General features: G+C 48.3%; 12 protein-coding genes, 7 tRNA genes and 2 rRNA genes. 1 reads left to right on the top strand and 20 read right to left on the bottom strand.

The features are described from left to right. Positions 1-59 precede the first annotated feature (59 nt). From rpoB to birA, 16 genes are all read right to left on the bottom strand, one after another. Positions 60-4,199 carry a DNA-directed RNA polymerase subunit beta gene (gene rpoB, locus H6995_01275; GenBank protein ID MCP5213619.1) on the bottom strand — a complete coding sequence of 1,380 codons (4,140 nt, stop codon included), beginning with the start codon at positions 4,197-4,199 and terminating at the stop codon, positions 60-62. A gap of 204 nt (positions 4,200-4,403) precedes the next feature. After that, positions 4,404-4,784 carry a 50S ribosomal protein L7/L12 gene (gene rplL / locus H6995_01270; protein ID MCP5213618.1) on the bottom strand — a complete coding sequence of 127 codons (381 nt, stop codon included), beginning with the start codon at positions 4,782-4,784 and terminating at the stop codon, positions 4,404-4,406. A 50-nt stretch (positions 4,785-4,834) separates the two neighbouring features. Beyond that, positions 4,835-5,365, bottom strand: coding sequence for a 50S ribosomal protein L10 (gene rplJ / locus H6995_01265; GenBank protein MCP5213617.1), 531 nt, complete (start codon positions 5,363-5,365; stop codon positions 4,835-4,837). Positions 5,366-5,617: 252 nt separating this feature from the next. Then, positions 5,618-6,313: a 50S ribosomal protein L1 gene (rplA, locus tag H6995_01260; protein ID MCP5213616.1), complete on the bottom strand. Its 696-nt coding sequence runs from the start codon at positions 6,311-6,313 to the stop codon at positions 5,618-5,620. After that, entirely contained in the window at positions 6,313-6,747 is a 435-nt protein-coding gene (rplK, locus tag H6995_01255) for a 50S ribosomal protein L11 (GenBank protein ID MCP5213615.1), read from the bottom strand. Before rplK ends, rplA begins: the two co-directional genes overlap by 1 nt. A 121-nt stretch (positions 6,748-6,868) precedes the next feature. Further along, positions 6,869-7,402: a transcription termination/antitermination protein NusG gene (gene nusG / locus H6995_01250; GenBank protein MCP5213614.1), complete on the bottom strand. Its 534-nt coding sequence runs from the start codon at positions 7,400-7,402 to the stop codon at positions 6,869-6,871. A 12-nt stretch (positions 7,403-7,414) separates the two neighbouring features. Then, on the bottom strand, positions 7,415-7,789 hold the full coding sequence (gene secE, locus H6995_01245; GenBank protein ID MCP5213613.1) for a preprotein translocase subunit SecE: 375 nt from the start codon (positions 7,787-7,789) through the stop codon (positions 7,415-7,417). A gap of 80 nt (positions 7,790-7,869) precedes the next feature. Continuing rightward, positions 7,870-7,945: transfer RNA gene (locus H6995_01240), tRNA-Trp, on the bottom strand. Positions 7,946-8,019: 74 nt separating this feature from the next. Next, positions 8,020-9,210 (bottom strand): elongation factor Tu, encoded by a 1,191-nt coding sequence (tuf, locus tag H6995_01235; protein MCP5213612.1) that lies wholly within the window; start codon positions 9,208-9,210, stop codon positions 8,020-8,022. Between the two features lie 71 nt (positions 9,211-9,281). Continuing rightward, a tRNA-Thr gene (locus H6995_01230) sits at positions 9,282-9,357 on the bottom strand. Between the two features lie 58 nt (positions 9,358-9,415). Then, a tRNA-Gly gene (locus H6995_01225) sits at positions 9,416-9,489 on the bottom strand. A gap of 112 nt (positions 9,490-9,601) precedes the next feature. Next, positions 9,602-9,686 (bottom strand) — tRNA-Tyr (locus tag H6995_01220). A gap of 86 nt (positions 9,687-9,772) precedes the next feature. Further along, a tRNA-Thr gene (locus H6995_01215) sits at positions 9,773-9,848 on the bottom strand. A gap of 46 nt (positions 9,849-9,894) precedes the next feature. Beyond that, positions 9,895-10,629, bottom strand: coding sequence for a hypothetical protein (locus H6995_01210; GenBank protein MCP5213611.1), 735 nt, complete (start codon positions 10,627-10,629; stop codon positions 9,895-9,897). 39 nt (positions 10,630-10,668) lie between these two features. Beyond that, positions 10,669-11,412 carry a type III pantothenate kinase gene (locus tag H6995_01205; GenBank protein ID MCP5213610.1) on the bottom strand — a complete coding sequence of 248 codons (744 nt, stop codon included), beginning with the start codon at positions 11,410-11,412 and terminating at the stop codon, positions 10,669-10,671. Continuing rightward, on the bottom strand, positions 11,409-12,383 hold the full coding sequence (gene birA, locus H6995_01200; protein MCP5213609.1) for a bifunctional biotin--[acetyl-CoA-carboxylase] ligase/biotin operon repressor BirA: 975 nt from the start codon (positions 12,381-12,383) through the stop codon (positions 11,409-11,411). The genes H6995_01205 and birA overlap by 4 nt, the downstream gene beginning before the upstream one ends. Before the next feature lie 279 nt (positions 12,384-12,662). On the opposite strand from birA, the gene idi reads away from it, so the two are divergent. Further along, positions 12,663-13,214, top strand: a complete 552-nt coding sequence (gene idi, locus H6995_01195) for an isopentenyl-diphosphate Delta-isomerase (protein ID MCP5213608.1) — start codon at positions 12,663-12,665, stop codon at positions 13,212-13,214. Positions 13,215-13,308: 94 nt separating this feature from the next. Here idi and rrf read toward each other — a convergent pair. The 4 genes from rrf to H6995_01175 all read right to left on the bottom strand — a co-directional run bounded on the left by rrf (position 13,309) and on the right by H6995_01175 (position 17,378). After that, a 5S ribosomal RNA gene (gene rrf / locus H6995_01190) occupies positions 13,309-13,424 on the bottom strand. A 132-nt stretch (positions 13,425-13,556) separates the two neighbouring features. Continuing rightward, a 23S ribosomal RNA gene (locus tag H6995_01185) occupies positions 13,557-16,467 on the bottom strand. 445 nt (positions 16,468-16,912) lie between these two features. Continuing rightward, positions 16,913-16,988, bottom strand: a tRNA-Ala gene (locus H6995_01180). Positions 16,989-17,301: 313 nt separating this feature from the next. Next, positions 17,302-17,378, bottom strand: a tRNA-Ile gene (locus H6995_01175). Positions 17,379-17,382: the final 4 nt, after the last annotated feature.

The raw sequence follows: 17,382 nt of genomic DNA, 5'->3' as shown, positions 1-17,382 counted from the left end.
AACGGTGTTTAGGACAGCTCGGCAAAACCTATGTACTCACCTTTGCAGCCCGAGACTGCTTAATCATTATCCAGCTCCATATCAATACCGAGTGAGCGAATTTCTTTTAGCAGTACGTTAAAGGACTCCGGCATGCCTGGTTCCATACGATGATCGCCATCGACAATGTTTTTATACATGCGCGTACGGCCATTCACATCGTCGGATTTCACCGTTAACATTTCCTGTAAGGTGTAAGCCGCGCCATAAGCCTCCAACGCCCAAACTTCCATCTCCCCAAAACGCTGTCCGCCAAACTGGGCTTTACCACCCAACGGCTGTTGCGTTACCAGACTGTACGAGCCAGTGGAACGAGCATGCATTTTGTCATCAACCAGGTGATTGAGTTTCAGCATATACATGTAGCCAACCGTTACCTGACGATCAAACTCCTCACCAGTACGGCCATCGTACAGAGTGATCTGACCGCTTTCCGGCAAGTCCGCCAACTTCAGCATGGCCTTAATTTCAGACTCAGCAGCACCATCAAATGCGGGTGTCGCGATAGGTACACCACGACGCAAATTGCCCGCCATCTCCATTAGATCTTCGTCGTTAAACTCCTTCAGGTTCTCTTCCCGACCGCCAAGCTTGTTATAAACCTGCTCCAACAGTTTACGCATTTCAGCAGCTTTGGCATTCGCCTTAAGCATGGCATCTATTTTTTCACCGATACCTTTTGCCGCTAAACCAAGATGGGTTTCAAGCACCTGTCCAACGTTCATACGAGACGGCACACCCAAGGGGTTAAGCACGATATCAACGGGGTTACCGTTGACGTCATAAGGCATATCTTCAATCGGCATAATGGCTGAAATAACGCCCTTGTTTCCGTGACGACCCGCCATCTTATCGCCTGGCTGAATACGACGTTTGGTAGCCAGATAAACTTTTACAATTTTGAGTACGCCCGGAGCAAGATCATCGCCCGTTTGCAACTTGCGTTTTTTGTTTTCCAACTTTTCATCGAGCTCTTCACGACGATCAGCCAACAACGATTCTGCTTTTTCCAACTGCAGCGCCGCCTTCTCATCAGTCACCCGAATTTTGAACCAACTTTCTCTGGCCAGTTCACCCAGATATTCCTTCGTTAACTTATCGCCCTTCTTTAAACCTGGAGCACCTTCAACCGACTTACCTACCATGGTTTGCATTAAACGCTCAAAGGTTGCGGTTTCGACGATACGATACTCTTCATCTAAATCCTGGCGATACTCGTCCAGCATGCTCTTTTCAATAGAAAGTGCCCGGGGGTCTTTCGGCACCCCATCACGAGTAAAGACCTGCACATCAATAACCGTACCAGACATCGCTGTTTTGCAACGTAAAGAGGTATCTTTTACGTCAGAAGCTTTCTCGCCAAAAATAGCGCGCAGCAACTTTTCTTCTGGCGTTAACTGGGTTTCACCCTTTGGCGTCACCTTACCCACCAGAATATCGCCCGGATTCACTTCCGCACCGATATAAACGATGCCCGACTCATCCAGTTTCCCCAGCGCGCTTTCACCGACATTGGGAATATCTGCGGTAATTTCCTCAGAACCTAACTTGGTATCACGTGCGACACAGGTTAATTCCTGAATATGGATAGTGGTAAAACGATCTTCCTGAGCGACACGCTCAGAGATCAGAATCGAGTCCTCGAAGTTGTAACCGTTCCAAGGCATGAACGCAATGCGCATATTCTGCCCTAACGCCAATTCTCCGATATCCACAGAAGGGCCGTCGGCAAGGATATCACCACGGGCGATTTTTTCACCCTGGCGCACCAAGGGTGTTTGGTTAATACAGGTATTTTGGTTAGACCGGGTATATTTAGTCAGGTTATAGATATCAACACCCGCTTCACCCGACGCTGTTTCTGCATCCGCCACTCGCACCACAATTTTCGCAGCATCAACACTGTCAATCACGCCACCACGATCTGCCACAACACAGACACCCGAGTCGCGCGCAACAAAACGCTCCATCCCGGTTCCAACCAAGGGTGCTTCTGCACGCAAAGTCGGTACAGCTTGACGCTGCATGTTCGAACCCATCAAGGCGCGGTTCGCATCATCATGTTCCAGGAACGGAATCAGAGATGCCGCAATGGAGACCACCTGACGCGGAGAAACATCCATTAAGTTAACCGCTTCTGGCGGTTTTACCGTAAACTCGTTCTGATGGCGCACCTGAACCAGCTCGTCGGTCAAATTACCCTTGCCATCTACCGCCGCGCTTGCCTGCGCGATAACATAGTCGCCTTCGTCAATTGCCGTGATGTATTCAATTTCATCGGTCACCTTGCCATTGACCACCTTACGGTAGGGACTTTCAAGAAAGCCATAATGGTTGGTACGCGCATATCCTGCTAACGAATTAATCAACCCAATATTCGGCCCTTCCGGTGTTTCAATCGGACAGACTCGACCGTAGTGTGTTGGATGCACATCACGCACTTCAAACCCAGCGCGTTCACGCGTCAAACCACCCGGTCCCAACGCCGATACGCGACGCTTGTGCGTCACTTCAGAGAGGGGATTATTTTGATCCATAAACTGGGATAGCTGGCTCGAGCCGAAAAATTCTTTGACGGCGGCCGCCACAGGTTTAGCATTGATCATATCCTTCGGCATTAAGCCTTCAGATTCAGCCGTGCTTAAGCGCTCACGAACAGCCCTTTCCACTCGCACCAACCCTACACGGAATTGATTTTCTGCCATTTCGCCAACAGAACGAACACGACGGTTACCCAGATGGTCAATGTCATCAACCGTACCAAAACCATTACGGATATTAATCAGGGTTTTTAACACATCAATTACGTCTGACCACTGACCATTTTCCGCGACAAGATTTTTCGAGGTCTCATCATTGCGCTGACCAAAATAATGCCCATCATAAAGAATTCCAGGGCCTTGCTCGTCCTCTCGTCCGATACGACGATTCATTTTCATACGGCCAACCGCTGACAGGTCGTAACGTTCCGCAGTAAAGAATAAATTATGGAATAGGTTTTCTGCCGACTCTTTTGTGGGTGGCTCACCTGGGCGCATCATACGGTAAATTTCAACCAGTGCTTCGAGCTGATTTCTCGAAGAATCATTGCGCAATGTGTCTGAAATAAAAGGACCACAGTCAAGATCATTAGTGTAGAGCGTTTCGATCATTTTGATCTCAGCCGCTTCTATCTGCACCAGAATCTCATCGGTTATCTCGGCATTAGCTTCACAGATAATCTCACCCGTTTCAGGGTTAACCATATCCTTCGCCAGCACCTTACCAAATAGATACTCTCGTGGAACTTCCAACTTCTTAGTTTTAGTCTTTTCAATTTCGCGAATATGTCGTGCCGTAATACGACGCCCCGCCTCTACGATAATGCCCCCTTTGGCATCACGGATATCAAAAGTTGCCGTTTCACCACGCAGCCGGTTCGCTTCCAGCTCGAGTTTATAGCCAGTTTTACTGATATGGAAAACGCTGTTTTCAAAGAACATTGAGAGAATTTGTTCTGCTGTATAACCTAGCGCCCGCAACAAAATGGTCGCTGGCAATTTCCGACGTCGGTCAATCCGAACAAATACGCTGTCTTTCGGGTCGAACTCAAAATCCAACCAAGAACCACGGTAGGGTATAATTCGCGCAGAGTAGAGCAGCTTACCCGATGAATGGGTTTTACCTTTGTCATGATCGAAGAATACACCGGGAGAACGGTGTAATTGGGACACCACAACACGCTCGGTGCCATTAATCACAAAGGTTCCATTATCCGTCATTAAGGGCATTTCGCCCATATAGACTTCCTGTTCTTTGATATCTTTCACGACTTTATTGGATGACTCGCGATCATAGATGACTAACCGCACTTTCACCCTTAGCGGGGCCGCATAGGTCACACCTCTGAGCTGGCATTCCTTGACGTCGAATGCTGGCACACCCAACGCATAAGAAACGTATTCCAGCGCGGCACTACCAGAGTAGCTGGTAATTGGGAAAACCGATTGGAATGCGGCCTGCAATCCAACCTCAACGCGGTTTTCAGCCGAACTATCAGGCTGCAAAAAGCTTCGGTAAGAGTCCAGCTGGATCGCCAATAAATAGGGGATATCCATAACTGTTGGTAATTTACCAAATTCCTTACGAAGGCGTTTTTTCTCTGTATATGAGTAAGCCATCAGTATTCCTCGATCTTGTCACTAGCTTTCCAGTAAACCCTGATACTGAAAGTCAACCTCAGGGCAGTTGGAAATTTAATTTGGCTTGCGGTTATTCACTATAACCGACACCTGTACTTTTACTGCATTTAGCAACGGCAAAAGGCTGGCAGCGCTTCGCACTGCCAGCCAATGGACTAAAAAGCACTATTCAACGACTGGCAATTACTTAAGCTCTACGCTCGCACCAGCTTCAACTAACTGCTTTTTAATCTCTTCCGCTTCGTCCTTGCTGGCACCTTCTTTAACTGTAGAAGGTGCGCTGTCTACCATATCTTTGGCTTCTTTCAAACCAAGACCGGTAATAGTGCGAACCGCTTTAATAACGTTAACTTTCTTCTCGCCTGCGGCGGTTAGAATAACGTCAAACTCAGTTTGCTCTACTGCCGCCGCACCAGCATCACCAGCAGCCGCTGCAGGAGCTGCCGCAACAGCTGCTGCCGCTGACACTCCAAACTTTTCTTCCATTGCTTCGATCAGCTGAACTACATCCATCACGCTCATTTCAGCAATTGCATTTAAAATATCTTCTTTAGATAGAGCCATGACTCCAATCTCCTAACAAATTAAAACCGTTAAATGAATAGCCGCTTAATCTAAGCCGCCTCTTGTTTCTGATCACGAACTGCCGCCATTGTACGCACCAACTTGCCAGGCACTTCGTTAAGGGTACGCGCCAGCTTAGCAACTGGAGCCTGCATCACGCTCATCAGCATGGATATCGCCTGATCTTTGGTCGGCAACTTAGCCAGCACATCAATTTGATCTGCTGCTAATAGTTTACCGCCCACAGATAACGCCTTCACTTCGAGCTGTTTATTCTCTTTGGCGAAACCTTGAACCAGACGAGCCGCTGAGCCTGGATCTTCTTGCGAAAATGCCAGAATCGTAGGACCGGTAAGAGCTGATTGAATACACTCGTACTCAGTACCTTCGACGGCGCGTTTGAGCAATGTATTGCGCACAACACGCAAATAAACACCGGACGCACGCGCCTGCTTGCGCAGGTCAGTCATTTGCTCAACTGTGAGGCCATGATAATCAGCCAACACAGCAGCCAGAGCGCTACCAGCAGCTTCATTGACTTCAGCGACAATTGCTTTTTTGTCTTCGAGTCTTAATGCCACTTGCATTACTCCTATAATTTGTTGGGGGTTCCCAACGGTTACATTACCCCGAATAAGCCATTTTATTCATCCAGCTATCCGGGCATTACCGGTGACACCATACAGCCGTATCGCGTCACACCATCTGCGCAGGTTGGGGTTTTAAGCTAAAGTACTTTACCAGCCACTTTTGCACCTGCGGTCTTTGACAGCCACCCCTGCGCTAAACAGCGGCAACCCCAAAGTTCTGCTTTAGGCCGCTAACCGGCCCAATTAAATTTCTAAAGTGCTTTGATCGATCTGAATACCCGGCCCCATGGTAGTGGAAACCGAAACGCGTTTAACATAAACACCTTTCGCACTGGCAGGCTTAAGTTTTTTAAGATCAGCGATTAAAGCTTCAACATTTTGCTTAAGCGCTTCCGGGGAAAAGCCAACCTTTCCGATAGAACAGTGAACGATTCCCGATTTATCTGTACGGAATCGAACCTGTCCAGCTTTTGCATTTTTAACCGCCGTTTCAACATCTGGCGTGACTGTGCCAACCTTTGGGTTAGGCATCAAACCTCGAGGCCCAAGAACTTGGCCCAAAGTGCCCACCACTCGCATCGCATCAGGCGTTGCAATCACCACATCAAAGTCCAGTTTGCCCGCTTTAATTTCCGCCGCCAAATCGTCCATACCAACTATTTCAGCACCGGCGGCCTTTGCTTTGTCCGCATTGGCACCCTGCGCAAATACCGCAACACGCACATCTTTTCCTGTACCGTTAGGCAACACAGTCGAGCCGCGCACAACCTGATCCGATTTACGCACATCAACACCCAGATTTACGGCCACATCCACTGACTCCTTAAACTTGACGGTAGACAGCTCGGTCAACAGACTTGCCGCATCAGTAAAAGGATATAATTTATTTTGCTCGAGCTTTTCGTTAATAGCTTTTGCACGCTTGCTTAATTTAGCCATTACTCAACTCCTTCCGTTTCAATACCCATACTGCGCGCACTGCCCGCAATAGTACGCACCGCTGCATCCATATCTGCCGCTGTTAGGTCGGGCATCTTAGTGCTGGCGATATCTTCCAGTTGAGCACGACTCACTTTGCCAACTTTTTGCGTATTAGGCCGACCACTGCCACTTTTAAGTCCAGCTGCTTTTTTCAACAGAATAGAGGCTGGGGGAGTCTTGGTAATAAAGGTAAAACTACGATCACTGTATACCGTAATCACCACCGGAATTGGCATACCTTGCTCCATACTTTGCGACTGAGCATTGAACGCCTTACAAAATTCCATGATATTTACGCCGTGCTGACCCAGGGCGGGTCCAACTGGCGGACTAGGATTCGCTTGACCTGCCTTCACCTGTAGCTTGATATAAGCCTGTATTTTTTTAGCCATTAATTTTCTCCTTTGGGTAATAACGCTTTACTTTTCATGTTCTTACCAGCATCTGACTGAACAATAAATTTCAAGCTCCCCGGTTAAATACACCCAGAGATATACCGTCGAAACGATACACCTAGGCCTTTTCCACTTGACTAAAGTCAAGCTCAACAGGTGTCGAACGACCAAAAATGGTCACCGCCACCTGCAATCTACTTTTGGTGTAATTCACTTCCTCTACCACACCAGAGAAATCGGCAAATGGGCCGTCAACAACTCGCACCATCTCCCCTGTTTCAAACAAGGTTTTAGGACGCGGCTGCTCCACACCATCTTGAACACGCTGTAATATTGCGTTAGCCTCTTTTTCAGTAATAGGCGCAGGCTTGTCTGCCGTGCCGCCAATAAAACCCATTACGCGCGGCGTGGATTTCACCAAATGCCAAGTCTCGTCATTCATCTCCATCTGCACTAAAACGTAACCCGGATAAAATTTCCGCTCACTTTTACGCTTTTGCCCAGCACGAATCTCCACCACCTCTTCCGTTGGCACAAGTATTTCACCGAAATGGTCTTCCATTTCATACAGCTTTACGCGCTCCTGCAAAGCGCGCATCACTTTCTTCTCATATCCAGAATACGCATGTACGACATACCAACGTTTAGCCACCAGTTCTGTCTCCTAACCTATAATTCCAGATACTATCCAACCTAACAGCAAGTCCAGCGCCCACAACAGCAATGCCACAACAATCACAACCGCTATGACAATTAAAGTGGTCTGTCTGGTCTCAGCCTTAGTTGGCCAAACCACTTTCCGAATTTCAGTGCGCGCTTCTTTCAACAACTTCCATAGCGCGCTCCCTTTAGCCGTTTGTAACGCCACAAAGCCGGCAACAATCGCCAACACCAGCAGGCCCAGAGTTCTATACAGCAAGGATTGCTCAGCGTAATACGCATTACCTGCCACACCAACTGCCACCAGCGTAATAACGACCGCCCACTTCAAGACGTCAAACTTGGAAGTCTCAGCAGGAGTTGATGATTTAGCACTCATTGAACACGCACCTTCGGCTTTAAAAACTAGCAATTTCAACATTTGCCACTGACGAATTTATCATATAGCTAATTCGTTAATGGCAGGCCAGGAGGGAATCGAACCCCCAACCTGCGGTTTTGGAGACCGCTGCTCTGCCAATTGAGCTACTGGCCTATAAACACATAAAAGCGGTTAAACCGGTTTTCACCCGTTTAACCGCTAGCGAAAGGGCCTTTATCGGCCAAGAATCACTCGATAATTTTACTAACGACACCAGCACCAACAGTACGACCACCTTCACGAATCGCAAAGCGCAGCCCATCTTCCATCGCAATCGGCGCAATCAAAGTCACTGTCATCTGAATGTTATCACCCGGCATCACCATCTCGACACCTTCCGGCAATTCACAAGCGCCCGTGACATCCGTGGTACGGAAGTAAAACTGCGGACGATACCCTTTGAAGAAAGGTGTGTGTCTGCCGCCTTCGTCTTTTGACAGAACATACACTTCCGCTTCAAACTTGGTGTGCGGCGTAATCGAACCCGGCTTCGCTAATACCTGACCACGCTCTACTTCTTCACGCTTAGTACCACGCAACAGAACTCCAACGTTTTCACCAGCTCGACCTTCATCCAGCAACTTACGGAACATCTCAACACCGGTACAGGTCGTCTTGGTGGTCTCTTTAATACCAACAATCGAAATCTCTTCTCCCACCTTAACCACACCACGCTCAACTCGACCCGTAACCACCGTGCCACGACCAGAAATCGAGAACACGTCTTCTATCGGCATCAAAAACGGCTGATCGATCGCACGCTCCGGCTCAGGAATGTATTCGTCCAACGTTTCAACCAGCTTCTGCACTGCCGGCATGCCAATATCAGAAGTATCACCTTCCAGAGCCTTCAAGGCTGAACCCACAATAATAGGAGTATCATCACCCGGAAAATCGTATTGATCCAACAGCTCACGTACTTCCATCTCAACCAGCTCGACCAGCTCTTCATCATCAACCATGTCCGCTTTGTTCAAGAACACGACAATATAGGGAACGCCAACCTGACGCGACAACAGTATGTGCTCACGGGTTTGGGGCATCGGACCATCCGCGGCCGAACAGACCAAAATCGCTCCGTCCATCTGCGCTGCACCCGTGATCATGTTCTTCACATAATCCGCGTGCCCAGGACAGTCAACGTGAGCATAGTGACGCTTTGGCGAATCATATTCTACGTGGGAGGTCGCAATCGTAATACCGCGCTCTCTTTCTTCCGGCGCATTATCAATACCATCAAACGCGACTGCAGTACCACCCCAGGTCTCCGCACACACTCGCGTCAACGCCGCTGTCAGCGTCGTCTTACCATGATCCACGTGACCAATTGTGCCCACATTAACGTGCGGTTTGTTCCGTTCAAATTTACCCTTAGACATGATTAGCCTCTTCTATCTTCTCTTAACTTTAAAAACATTTACGCTTAACAAGCCGTTCATTTCCTACAATGTGGAGCTCATAACCGGAATTGAACCGGTGACCTCTTCCTTACCAAGGAAGTGCTCTACCGACTGAGCTATATGAGCCTTATGTCATCACACATTTTCAGCAACCAAATACCAGCACCCTACTTTCAGTAAATACTGGAGCGGGTAGCGGGAATCGAACCCGCATCATCAGCTTGGAAGGCTGAGGTTCTACCATTGAACCATACCCGCAGTATAACTTGCGTCTTGCTACAACCACCAAAATCCCTTTTTTGCCTAACGCAAAGTCATTTCTATCGTGACTCCACCGGCTCGTAGCCACTCTTCTTAAATCTTTAATTAATGGTGGAGGGGGAAGGATTCGAACCTTCGAAGGCTGAGCCGTCAGATTTACAGTCTGATCCCTTTGGCCACTCGGGAACCCCTCCATTATTTGTTGATTCGCATCGATTTACACCGAACAACCAAACCAGCCATTCAACCAACACAGCGCCATCAAACAGCATAAAACAGCTGGAGCCCCCTATCCGAGTCGAACGGATGACCTACTGATTACAAGTCAGTTGCTCTACCAACTGAGCTAAGGAGGCTTAACAGATGCAAGGTTGAAATTTTAGGGGCGCAATTTTAGTAGAACTAACCCACCGAAGCAACTGATTTACAAACTTTTTGGCGATACTTAACCTGAGGGTATTGCTCGCGCACCTTGATTAAAGATTCTGCGCCACCGTTTTCCCTGTCTTTTCGCTGCAACTGAACCCACCCAGCTTCATAACTTCTTGATTTTTTGAGTACTTCTATCTCAAACCCTAATTCTTCTATCGTACTACGCAACGCACCTACAGCGGCCTCATCTTGATAAACTCCTAAAGACAAACCATCCTTTAACTCGCCTTCGCTGATCAGAAAGGCCTCCACACCCTCGGCTTTCAGCTCGCTCATTATCTCCAAAGCTCGCAAAGTCGATTCTAACGGCGTTAGGTAAACCCAATAAAACGGCTCCAACACTAGGCTTTCTTTAAACACTTGTGGCTTGAGTTTTAAACCCAGCAGAAAGTTAACAAAAAGCGAGAGAGAGCGCTCATCAACGAAAGGCCCAAACTGGTCGCACTGGGACCCCTCGCCGACAGCATCCCCCCCCTTGACGGGATCGGGAGCAGCTGCAATTAAATTCACCGACTCTTCATTTTTATTCTGCACTCCTGGCTTTATCTGTTCTCTCGCCTCCGCCAATAGTTTGATTGAGCCATCCAAATTCGCTTGCGCATTCAGCTGGGGCGAAATAACGGTACGCGCCTTGCTCGTTACCACTACTTGCCAAACAAAATAGCCAAGATTGAGAGCAATTAATGTGTAAAATATCCAGCGCATTCGTTCCCTAATATTTTAGTTAAAGTTGCACATTAAGTTTTAGGGTAAAGCAACAGCCAAGCCATCGAACACTAAATCTGCGGACCAAACTATATCCAAATCCTCTACTACCCTCAGCATGGGTTTAATCTGATCAGCATCGCCACCAGTAATATAAACCCGGCAATTTGTATCGCTTTGTTTTATTTCCGTAAATATTGACTCTAAAAATTTAACCGCCATACGGAAAATACCAAAACTAACCGCCTCGTCCGTACTTTTTCCCCAATGAATTCGATTTTCCAACTGTCCGCCCGTCATGCTAATTTGGCGAGTATCACCCAACACAGCTTTTTTCATTAGCCTCAGACCGGGAACAATATAACCACCCTGATGTAACCCATCCGCTGTTACAAAATCAGCGGTTATAGCACTTCCGCAATCGATTACGCAAACGGCTTTACCACAATCTTTGTGCGCTGCCAACATCGCCAACCATCGGTCAACACCTAGTCGCTGTGGATCTGAATACGACACAGTCAACCCAGCAAAACTCTTTTGCGTCCGGGCAATTCCCGGTGTAACCCCCCAACCCTCCTTTACCCAACAACTCAATTCATCCCTAACATCCTCTCCCGCAACACAGGCAATTCGAGCATTTTCGATCTCAAGACCAATTATTGCTTTCTTCAACTCAACAATTTGAGCCAACAGCAGCCGCTTAGCGGCTAACACCACAGCACCATCTCTGTTGATCACACGCCATTTTATCGCCGTATTCCCGGCATCTATTTCCAAGATCATTCTGCTACCCTAAGACTTACTTCACCACCTCGATATGCACGTACCCCAACATTATCCTCAATCAGCAACTCCCCGTCTTGCGTAACGCCCCGCGAGAACCCTGTAACCTCTTTATTTGCCATACTTAACACCACTGGCTGATTAAGTAACGCATCTAATTCATGCCACCTCTCTCGAAAGTCAATAAATCCACCTGCTTGAAATCTCGGTAACGTGTTTGCTAGTTGGCTCAGTATTTTGGCCACCAACAAATTGCGGGATATTTTTGTTGCTGTGATTTCTGCAAGACTTATCCACTCCTGATCAATATCCACCCCTTGGCTTTGAGTCATTTCCACATTGACTCCAATACCGATAATCACCTGCATTGGACCAGACAGCTCACCTTCTAACTCCAACAAAATCCCCGCCAACTTACGTTGCCGATATAGCAAATCATTAGGCCACTTCATACCAACCCCTTCAACACCTAAATCAGCAATAGCCTCAGCAACTGCGATTCCCACACAGAGACTTAACCCATCCAATGCTCCTGTCAGCTCAGGAAAGTCCCATGCCAGCGACATATAGATATTAGTACCGTAAGGGCTGACCCAAGTCCTACCACGGCGCCCACGGCCCGCGCTTTGCCGCTCAGCAAGACAGACTTGCGGAAATTTTGCTGAAGCTCCAGCTTGCATCTTCACCTGATCATTTGTCGAAGCAACTTCCGAGCGAATGTCAATGCAGCTAAATAACTCCGCCTCTCGATGACTAAGATGCGCTCGAATCAACGGCTCAGACAAAAGCTCAATGCTATTAGCGAGACGATAACCTTTTCCCTTTACTGAATACACCTGCAAACCAAGCTTTTCTAACTGACTCATTTGTTTCCATATGGCGGCGCGACTCACGCCCAAGCGCAAACCCAGTGATTCGCCTGAATGAAAAGCACCGTCGGCAAGAATATGGATAATTTGATTTATTTCCACACTTTCAACTCACGCAATCGACAAAGTTGCCATGATAGCAAGAATTTTCCACGCATTCTGTTTGCCCGCGAAGAATAGTTTACTTGAAAATTTCTAAGCCAATTCTATGGGTTGGATAAAAATCAGCATACCGCTAAATTTTCGACCGCCACAAAAAGCACCCAGCTTTTGTGTTTTGTAACCGATTTATAATTTCTATTCGCATCAACGGGACAATACAATTAAACTGGCAGACAACTCAGATTACAGGTAAAGCTTAATTTGAATAGGCGATCAACGATGTCCTCCAATAACAATGACCTCCTCATATTAGTCGACGATGACGACCAAGAAATTGGCACACTTTCCAAACAAGAATGCCATGCCAAGGAAGGGGTACTACACCGAGCATTTTCATTATTCGTCTTTAATCGCAACGGAGAATTATTATTGCAACAACGTAGCGCCAACAAGCCGCTTTGGCCACTATTTTGGTCAAACAGTTGCTGCAGCCATCCACGCCAGTCAGAGTCTATCGAGCTGGCCGCACAGCGCCGCATTTTCGAAGAATTGGGTTTTGAATGTAACTCGAAATACCTCTATAAGTTTAAATACCATGCACGGTATTTAAACGAAGGTTGCGAGCACGAGCTTTGTCATGTGCTGATTGGCTACTGTGACAACCCTATTAGTGCTAATAAGGAAGAAGTCGCCGCTTGGCGCTATGTCACACCGAAAAATTTAGATCATGAGCTTGATTCCACGCCAGAGTTTTTTACACCTTGGTTTAAGCTGGAATGGCAACACATCAAAGCCCACTACCTACAAGCAATATTAGCTAATTACCCTTGAGACGTAGTGCCACCAAAAGACAAGTTTATCCATCATTTTTGCCCGCCAATAAAAAACCCCAGCCGGAATTAACCGGCTGGGGTTTTAATTTAAAGCCTGACGATGACCTACTCTCACATGGGGAGACCCCACACTACCATCGGCGATGAGTCATTTCACTTCTGAGTTCGGCATGGGATCAGGTGGTTCCAACTCTCTATGGTCGTCAGGCAAAACCTTTCGTGCTTTGCCACTCCTTCGCACCGCGAAGGAGCACAATGCACTTTAACAATACGGCTATGTGATCAATACGTTTCTCTTATCGTATATCTGTGCTTGTTGATCTGGCTTTATCCCTACAACACCGCTTTGGCGTTATATGGTCAAGCCTCACGGGCAATTAGTACTGGTTAGCTCAACGCCTTACAACGCTTACACACCCAGCCTATCAACCTCGTCGTCTTCGAGGGCCCTTTAGGATCCTTAAGGATCAGTGAGATCTCATCTTGAGGGGGGCTTCCCGCTTAGATGCTTTCAGCGGTTATCCTGTCCGATCGTAGCTACCCAGCAATGCCTCTGGCGAGACAACTGGAACACCAGCGGATCGTCCACTCCGGTCCTCTCGTACTAGGAGCAGCTCCTCTCAAATCTCATACGTCCACGGCAGATAGGGACCGAACTGTCTCACGACGTTCTAAACCCAGCTCGCGTACCACTTTAAATGGCGAACAGCCATACCCTTGGGACCTGCTTCAGCCCCAGGATGTGATGAGCCGACATCGAGGTGCCAAACACCGCCGTCGATGTGAACTCTTGGGCGGTATCAGCCTGTTATCCCCGGAGTACCTTTTATCCGTTGAGCGATGGCCCTTCCATACAGAACCACCGGATCACTAAGACCTACTTTCGTACCTGCTCGACTTGTCAGTCTCGCAGTCAAGCGTGCTTGTGCCTTTACACTAACCTCATGATTTCCGACCATGATTAGCACACCTTCGTGCTCCTCCGTTACTCTTTGGGAGGAGACCGCCCCAGTCAAACTACCCACCACACAGTGTCCTCGACCCGGATAACGGGCCAGAGTTAGAACCTCAAACATACCAGGGTGGTATTTCAAGGGCAGCTCCACGATAACTGGCGTCACCGTTTCAAAGCCTCCCACCTATCCTACACAAGTAGGTTCAAAGTTCACTGTGAAGCTATAGTAAAGGTTCACGGGGTCTTTCCGTCTAGCCGCGGATACACTGCATCTTAACAGCGATTTCAATTTCACTGAGTCTCGGGTGGAGACAGTGTGGCCATCGTTACGCCATTCGTGCAGGTCGGAACTTACCCGACAAGGAATTTCGCTACCTTAGGACCGTTATAGTTACGGCCGCCGTTTACTGGGGCTTCGATCAAGAGCTTCGCTTACGCTAACCCCATCAATTAACCTTCCAGCACCGGGCAGGCGTCACACCCTATACGTCCACTTACGTGTTTGCAGAGTGCTGTGTTTTTAATAAACAGTCGCAGCCACCTGGTTACTTCGACCACCAACAGCTTACGCAGTAAATGCTTCACCGTCAGTGGCGTACCTTCTCCCGAAGTTACGGTACCATTTTGCCTAGTTCCTTCACCCGAGTTCTCTCAAGCGCCTTGGTATTCTCTACCTGACCACCTGTGTCGGTTTGGGGTACGATCCCTTATTACCTGAAGCTTAGAAGATTTTCTTGGAAGCAGGGTATCAACCACTTCGCTCTCATAAATGAGTGCTCGTCATCACGCCTCAGCCTTAAGAGTCCGGATTTGCCTAAACTCTCAGCCTACACGCTTAAACGCGGACAACCAACGCCGCGCTGGCCTAACCTTCTCCGTCTCTCCATCGCAATAATAAGAGGTACAGGAATATTAACCTGTTTCCCATCGACTACGCATTTCTGCCTCGCCTTAGGGGTCGACTCACCCTGCCCTGATTAGCATGGGACAGGAAACCTTGGTCTTCCGGCGTGGGGGTTTTTCACCCCCATTATCGTTACTCATGTCAGCATTCGCACTTCTGATACCTCCAGCAACCCTCTCGAATCACCTTCAACGGCTTACAGAACGCTCCTCTACCGCTCATCCTAAGATGAACCCGTAGCTTCGGTGGCTAGTTTGAGCCCCGTTACATCTTCCGCGCAGGCCGACTCGACTAGTGAGCTATTACGCTTTCTTTAAAGGATGGCTGCTTCTAAGCCAACCTCCTAGCTGTCTAAGCCTTCCCACATCGTTTCCCACTTAACTAGCACTTGGGGACCTTAGCTGACGGTCTGGGTTGTTTCCCTTTCCACGACGAACGTTAGCACCCGCCGTGTGTCTGCCATGCTCATACTCACTGGTATTCGGAGTTTGCATCGGGTTGGTAAGTCGGGATGACCCCCTAGCCGAAACAGTGCTCTACCCCCAGTGGCAATACATGACGCGCTACCTAAATAGCTTTCGAGGAGAACCAGCTATCTCCGGGCTTGATTAGCCTTTCACTCCGAGCCACAGCTCATCCCCGTCTTTTTCAACAGACGTGGGTTCGGTCCTCCAGTTGATGTTACTCAACCTTCAACCTGGCCATGGCTAGATCGCCCGGTTTCGGGTCTAATCCTAGCAACTATGCGCCCTATTAAGACTCGGTTTCCCTACGCCTCCCCTATTCGGTTAAGCTCGCTACTAAAATTAAGTCGCTGACCCATTATACAAAAGGTACGCAGTCACAGAACAAGTCTGCTCCCACTGCTTGTACGCATACGGTTTCAGGATCTATTTCACTCCCCTCTCCGGGGTTCTTTTCGCCTTTCCCTCACGGTACTGGTTCACTATCGGTCAGCTAGGAGTATTTAGCCTTGGAGGATGGTCCCCCCATATTCAGTCAAGATAACACGTGTCCCGACCTACTCGATTTCACACCATCTAAGATTTCAGATACGGGGCTATCACCCACTATGGCGGCACTTTCCAGAGCCTTCTCTTATCTACAATAATGCTTAAGGGCTAATCCGCGTTCGCTCGCCGCTACTGACGGAATCTCAATTGATTTCTTTTCCTACGGGTACTTAGATGTTTCAGTTCCCCGCGTTTGCTTCGTACACCTATGTATTCAGTGCACGATGACATCTTATGATGCCGGGTTGCCCCATTCGGAAATGTCCGGGTCAAAGGCTGTTTACCGCCTCACCGAACCTTATCGCAGGTTACCACGTCCTTCATCGCCTCTAGCTGCCAAGGCATCCACCGTATGCGCTTAATTGCTTGACCATATAACCCAAAACAGTGTCTTGAGTTGATCATTTACGCCAGATATACGCTTGATGAATGTGTTTGCACACACTCAGAGAATCGTATTACTACCTTAACATTGAGAAGTCGCTAAACTTCTCGTTAAGTTTTGTTTGCATACTGCACAGTCATTTCAAACCATTACTGATTCGTCATTTCCATGCCGCTTGCATACAAGCTATCACATAACCATATTGTTAAAGAGCATTGAACCTTACGGTTCCTGGTTAAAAACCAGATCTAAATGATTCATCAACCCCAATCACTTAGATCTTTTCTCTAACCTTTTACTTTCATCCTTGAGCCGACCTTTCCTACCTATCCCGCTCAACCAACCGGCTTTACTAAGCCAAATTGAGTTAGGCAAGGCGCGGATGGGCGAAGCCTATTAACAATAGGTGAGCCAATTCGCAACGCCGCATCACTCAATTTGGTGGAGCCAGGCGGGATCGAACCGCCGACCTCCTGCGTGCAAGGCAGGCGCTCTCCCAGCTGAGCTATGGCCCCTCGCTTGTCTTTTTTGCCCTGGCCTGCGTTGCACCCCCAGGGCACTTCCGCTGGGCGCGCTCCTATTCGGTCGGTCATGTACCTGCTCGTACATTCCCTCTCTCAGGCGTCACGCGCCTTGTCCAGAACAAAAAATCCTAACCGAGCATGTTACCGGTACCCCGGTGTTAACACGTATTCTCACAGGCTTTCTGTGTTTCGTGCTAACCACACCACTCACCTCTTATGAGGAGATTTGGGTTAGGCTAGGCGTGGAGAGGCGTAGTGTGCGAGTAGCACATGAGCATCTTCACAACGACGCATAACACAAATCTGGTGGGTCTGGGTGGATTTGAACCACCGACCTCACCCTTATCAGGGGTGCGCTCTAACCAACTGAGCTACAGACCCAAGC

The sequence above is a fragment of the Pseudomonadales bacterium genome (assembly GCA_024234615.1).
GTDB lineage: Bacteria > Pseudomonadota > Gammaproteobacteria > Pseudomonadales > IMCC2047 > JAJFKB01.
The sequence above is the reverse complement of the archived record's forward strand: the minus strand, read 5'-3'. Positions and strand labels throughout refer to the sequence as shown.

Bases quoted from the DNA above. Each gene is read 5' to 3' on its own strand.
- rplA (MCP5213616.1), bottom strand. From the start codon at position 6,313: ATGGCTAAATTAAGCAAGCGTGCAAAAGCTATTAACGAAAAGCTCGAG.
- tuf (MCP5213612.1), bottom strand. From the start codon at position 9,210: ATGTCTAAGGGTAAATTTGAACGGAACAAACCGCACGTTAATGTGGGC.
- rpoB (MCP5213619.1), bottom strand. From the start codon at position 4,199: ATGGCTTACTCATATACAGAGAAAAAACGCCTTCGTAAGGAATTTGGT.
- rplL (MCP5213618.1), bottom strand. From the start codon at position 4,784: ATGGCTCTATCTAAAGAAGATATTTTAAATGCAATTGCTGAAATGAGC.
- secE (MCP5213613.1), bottom strand. From the start codon at position 7,789: ATGAGTGCTAAATCATCAACTCCTGCTGAGACTTCCAAGTTTGACGTC.
- idi (MCP5213608.1), top strand. From the start codon at position 12,663: ATGTCCTCCAATAACAATGACCTCCTCATATTAGTCGACGATGACGAC.
- H6995_01210 (MCP5213611.1), bottom strand. From the start codon at position 10,629: ATGCGCTGGATATTTTACACATTAATTGCTCTCAATCTTGGCTATTTT.
- H6995_01205 (MCP5213610.1), bottom strand. From the start codon at position 11,412: ATGATCTTGGAAATAGATGCCGGGAATACGGCGATAAAATGGCGTGTG.
- rplK (MCP5213615.1), bottom strand. From the start codon at position 6,747: ATGGCTAAAAAAATACAGGCTTATATCAAGCTACAGGTGAAGGCAGGT.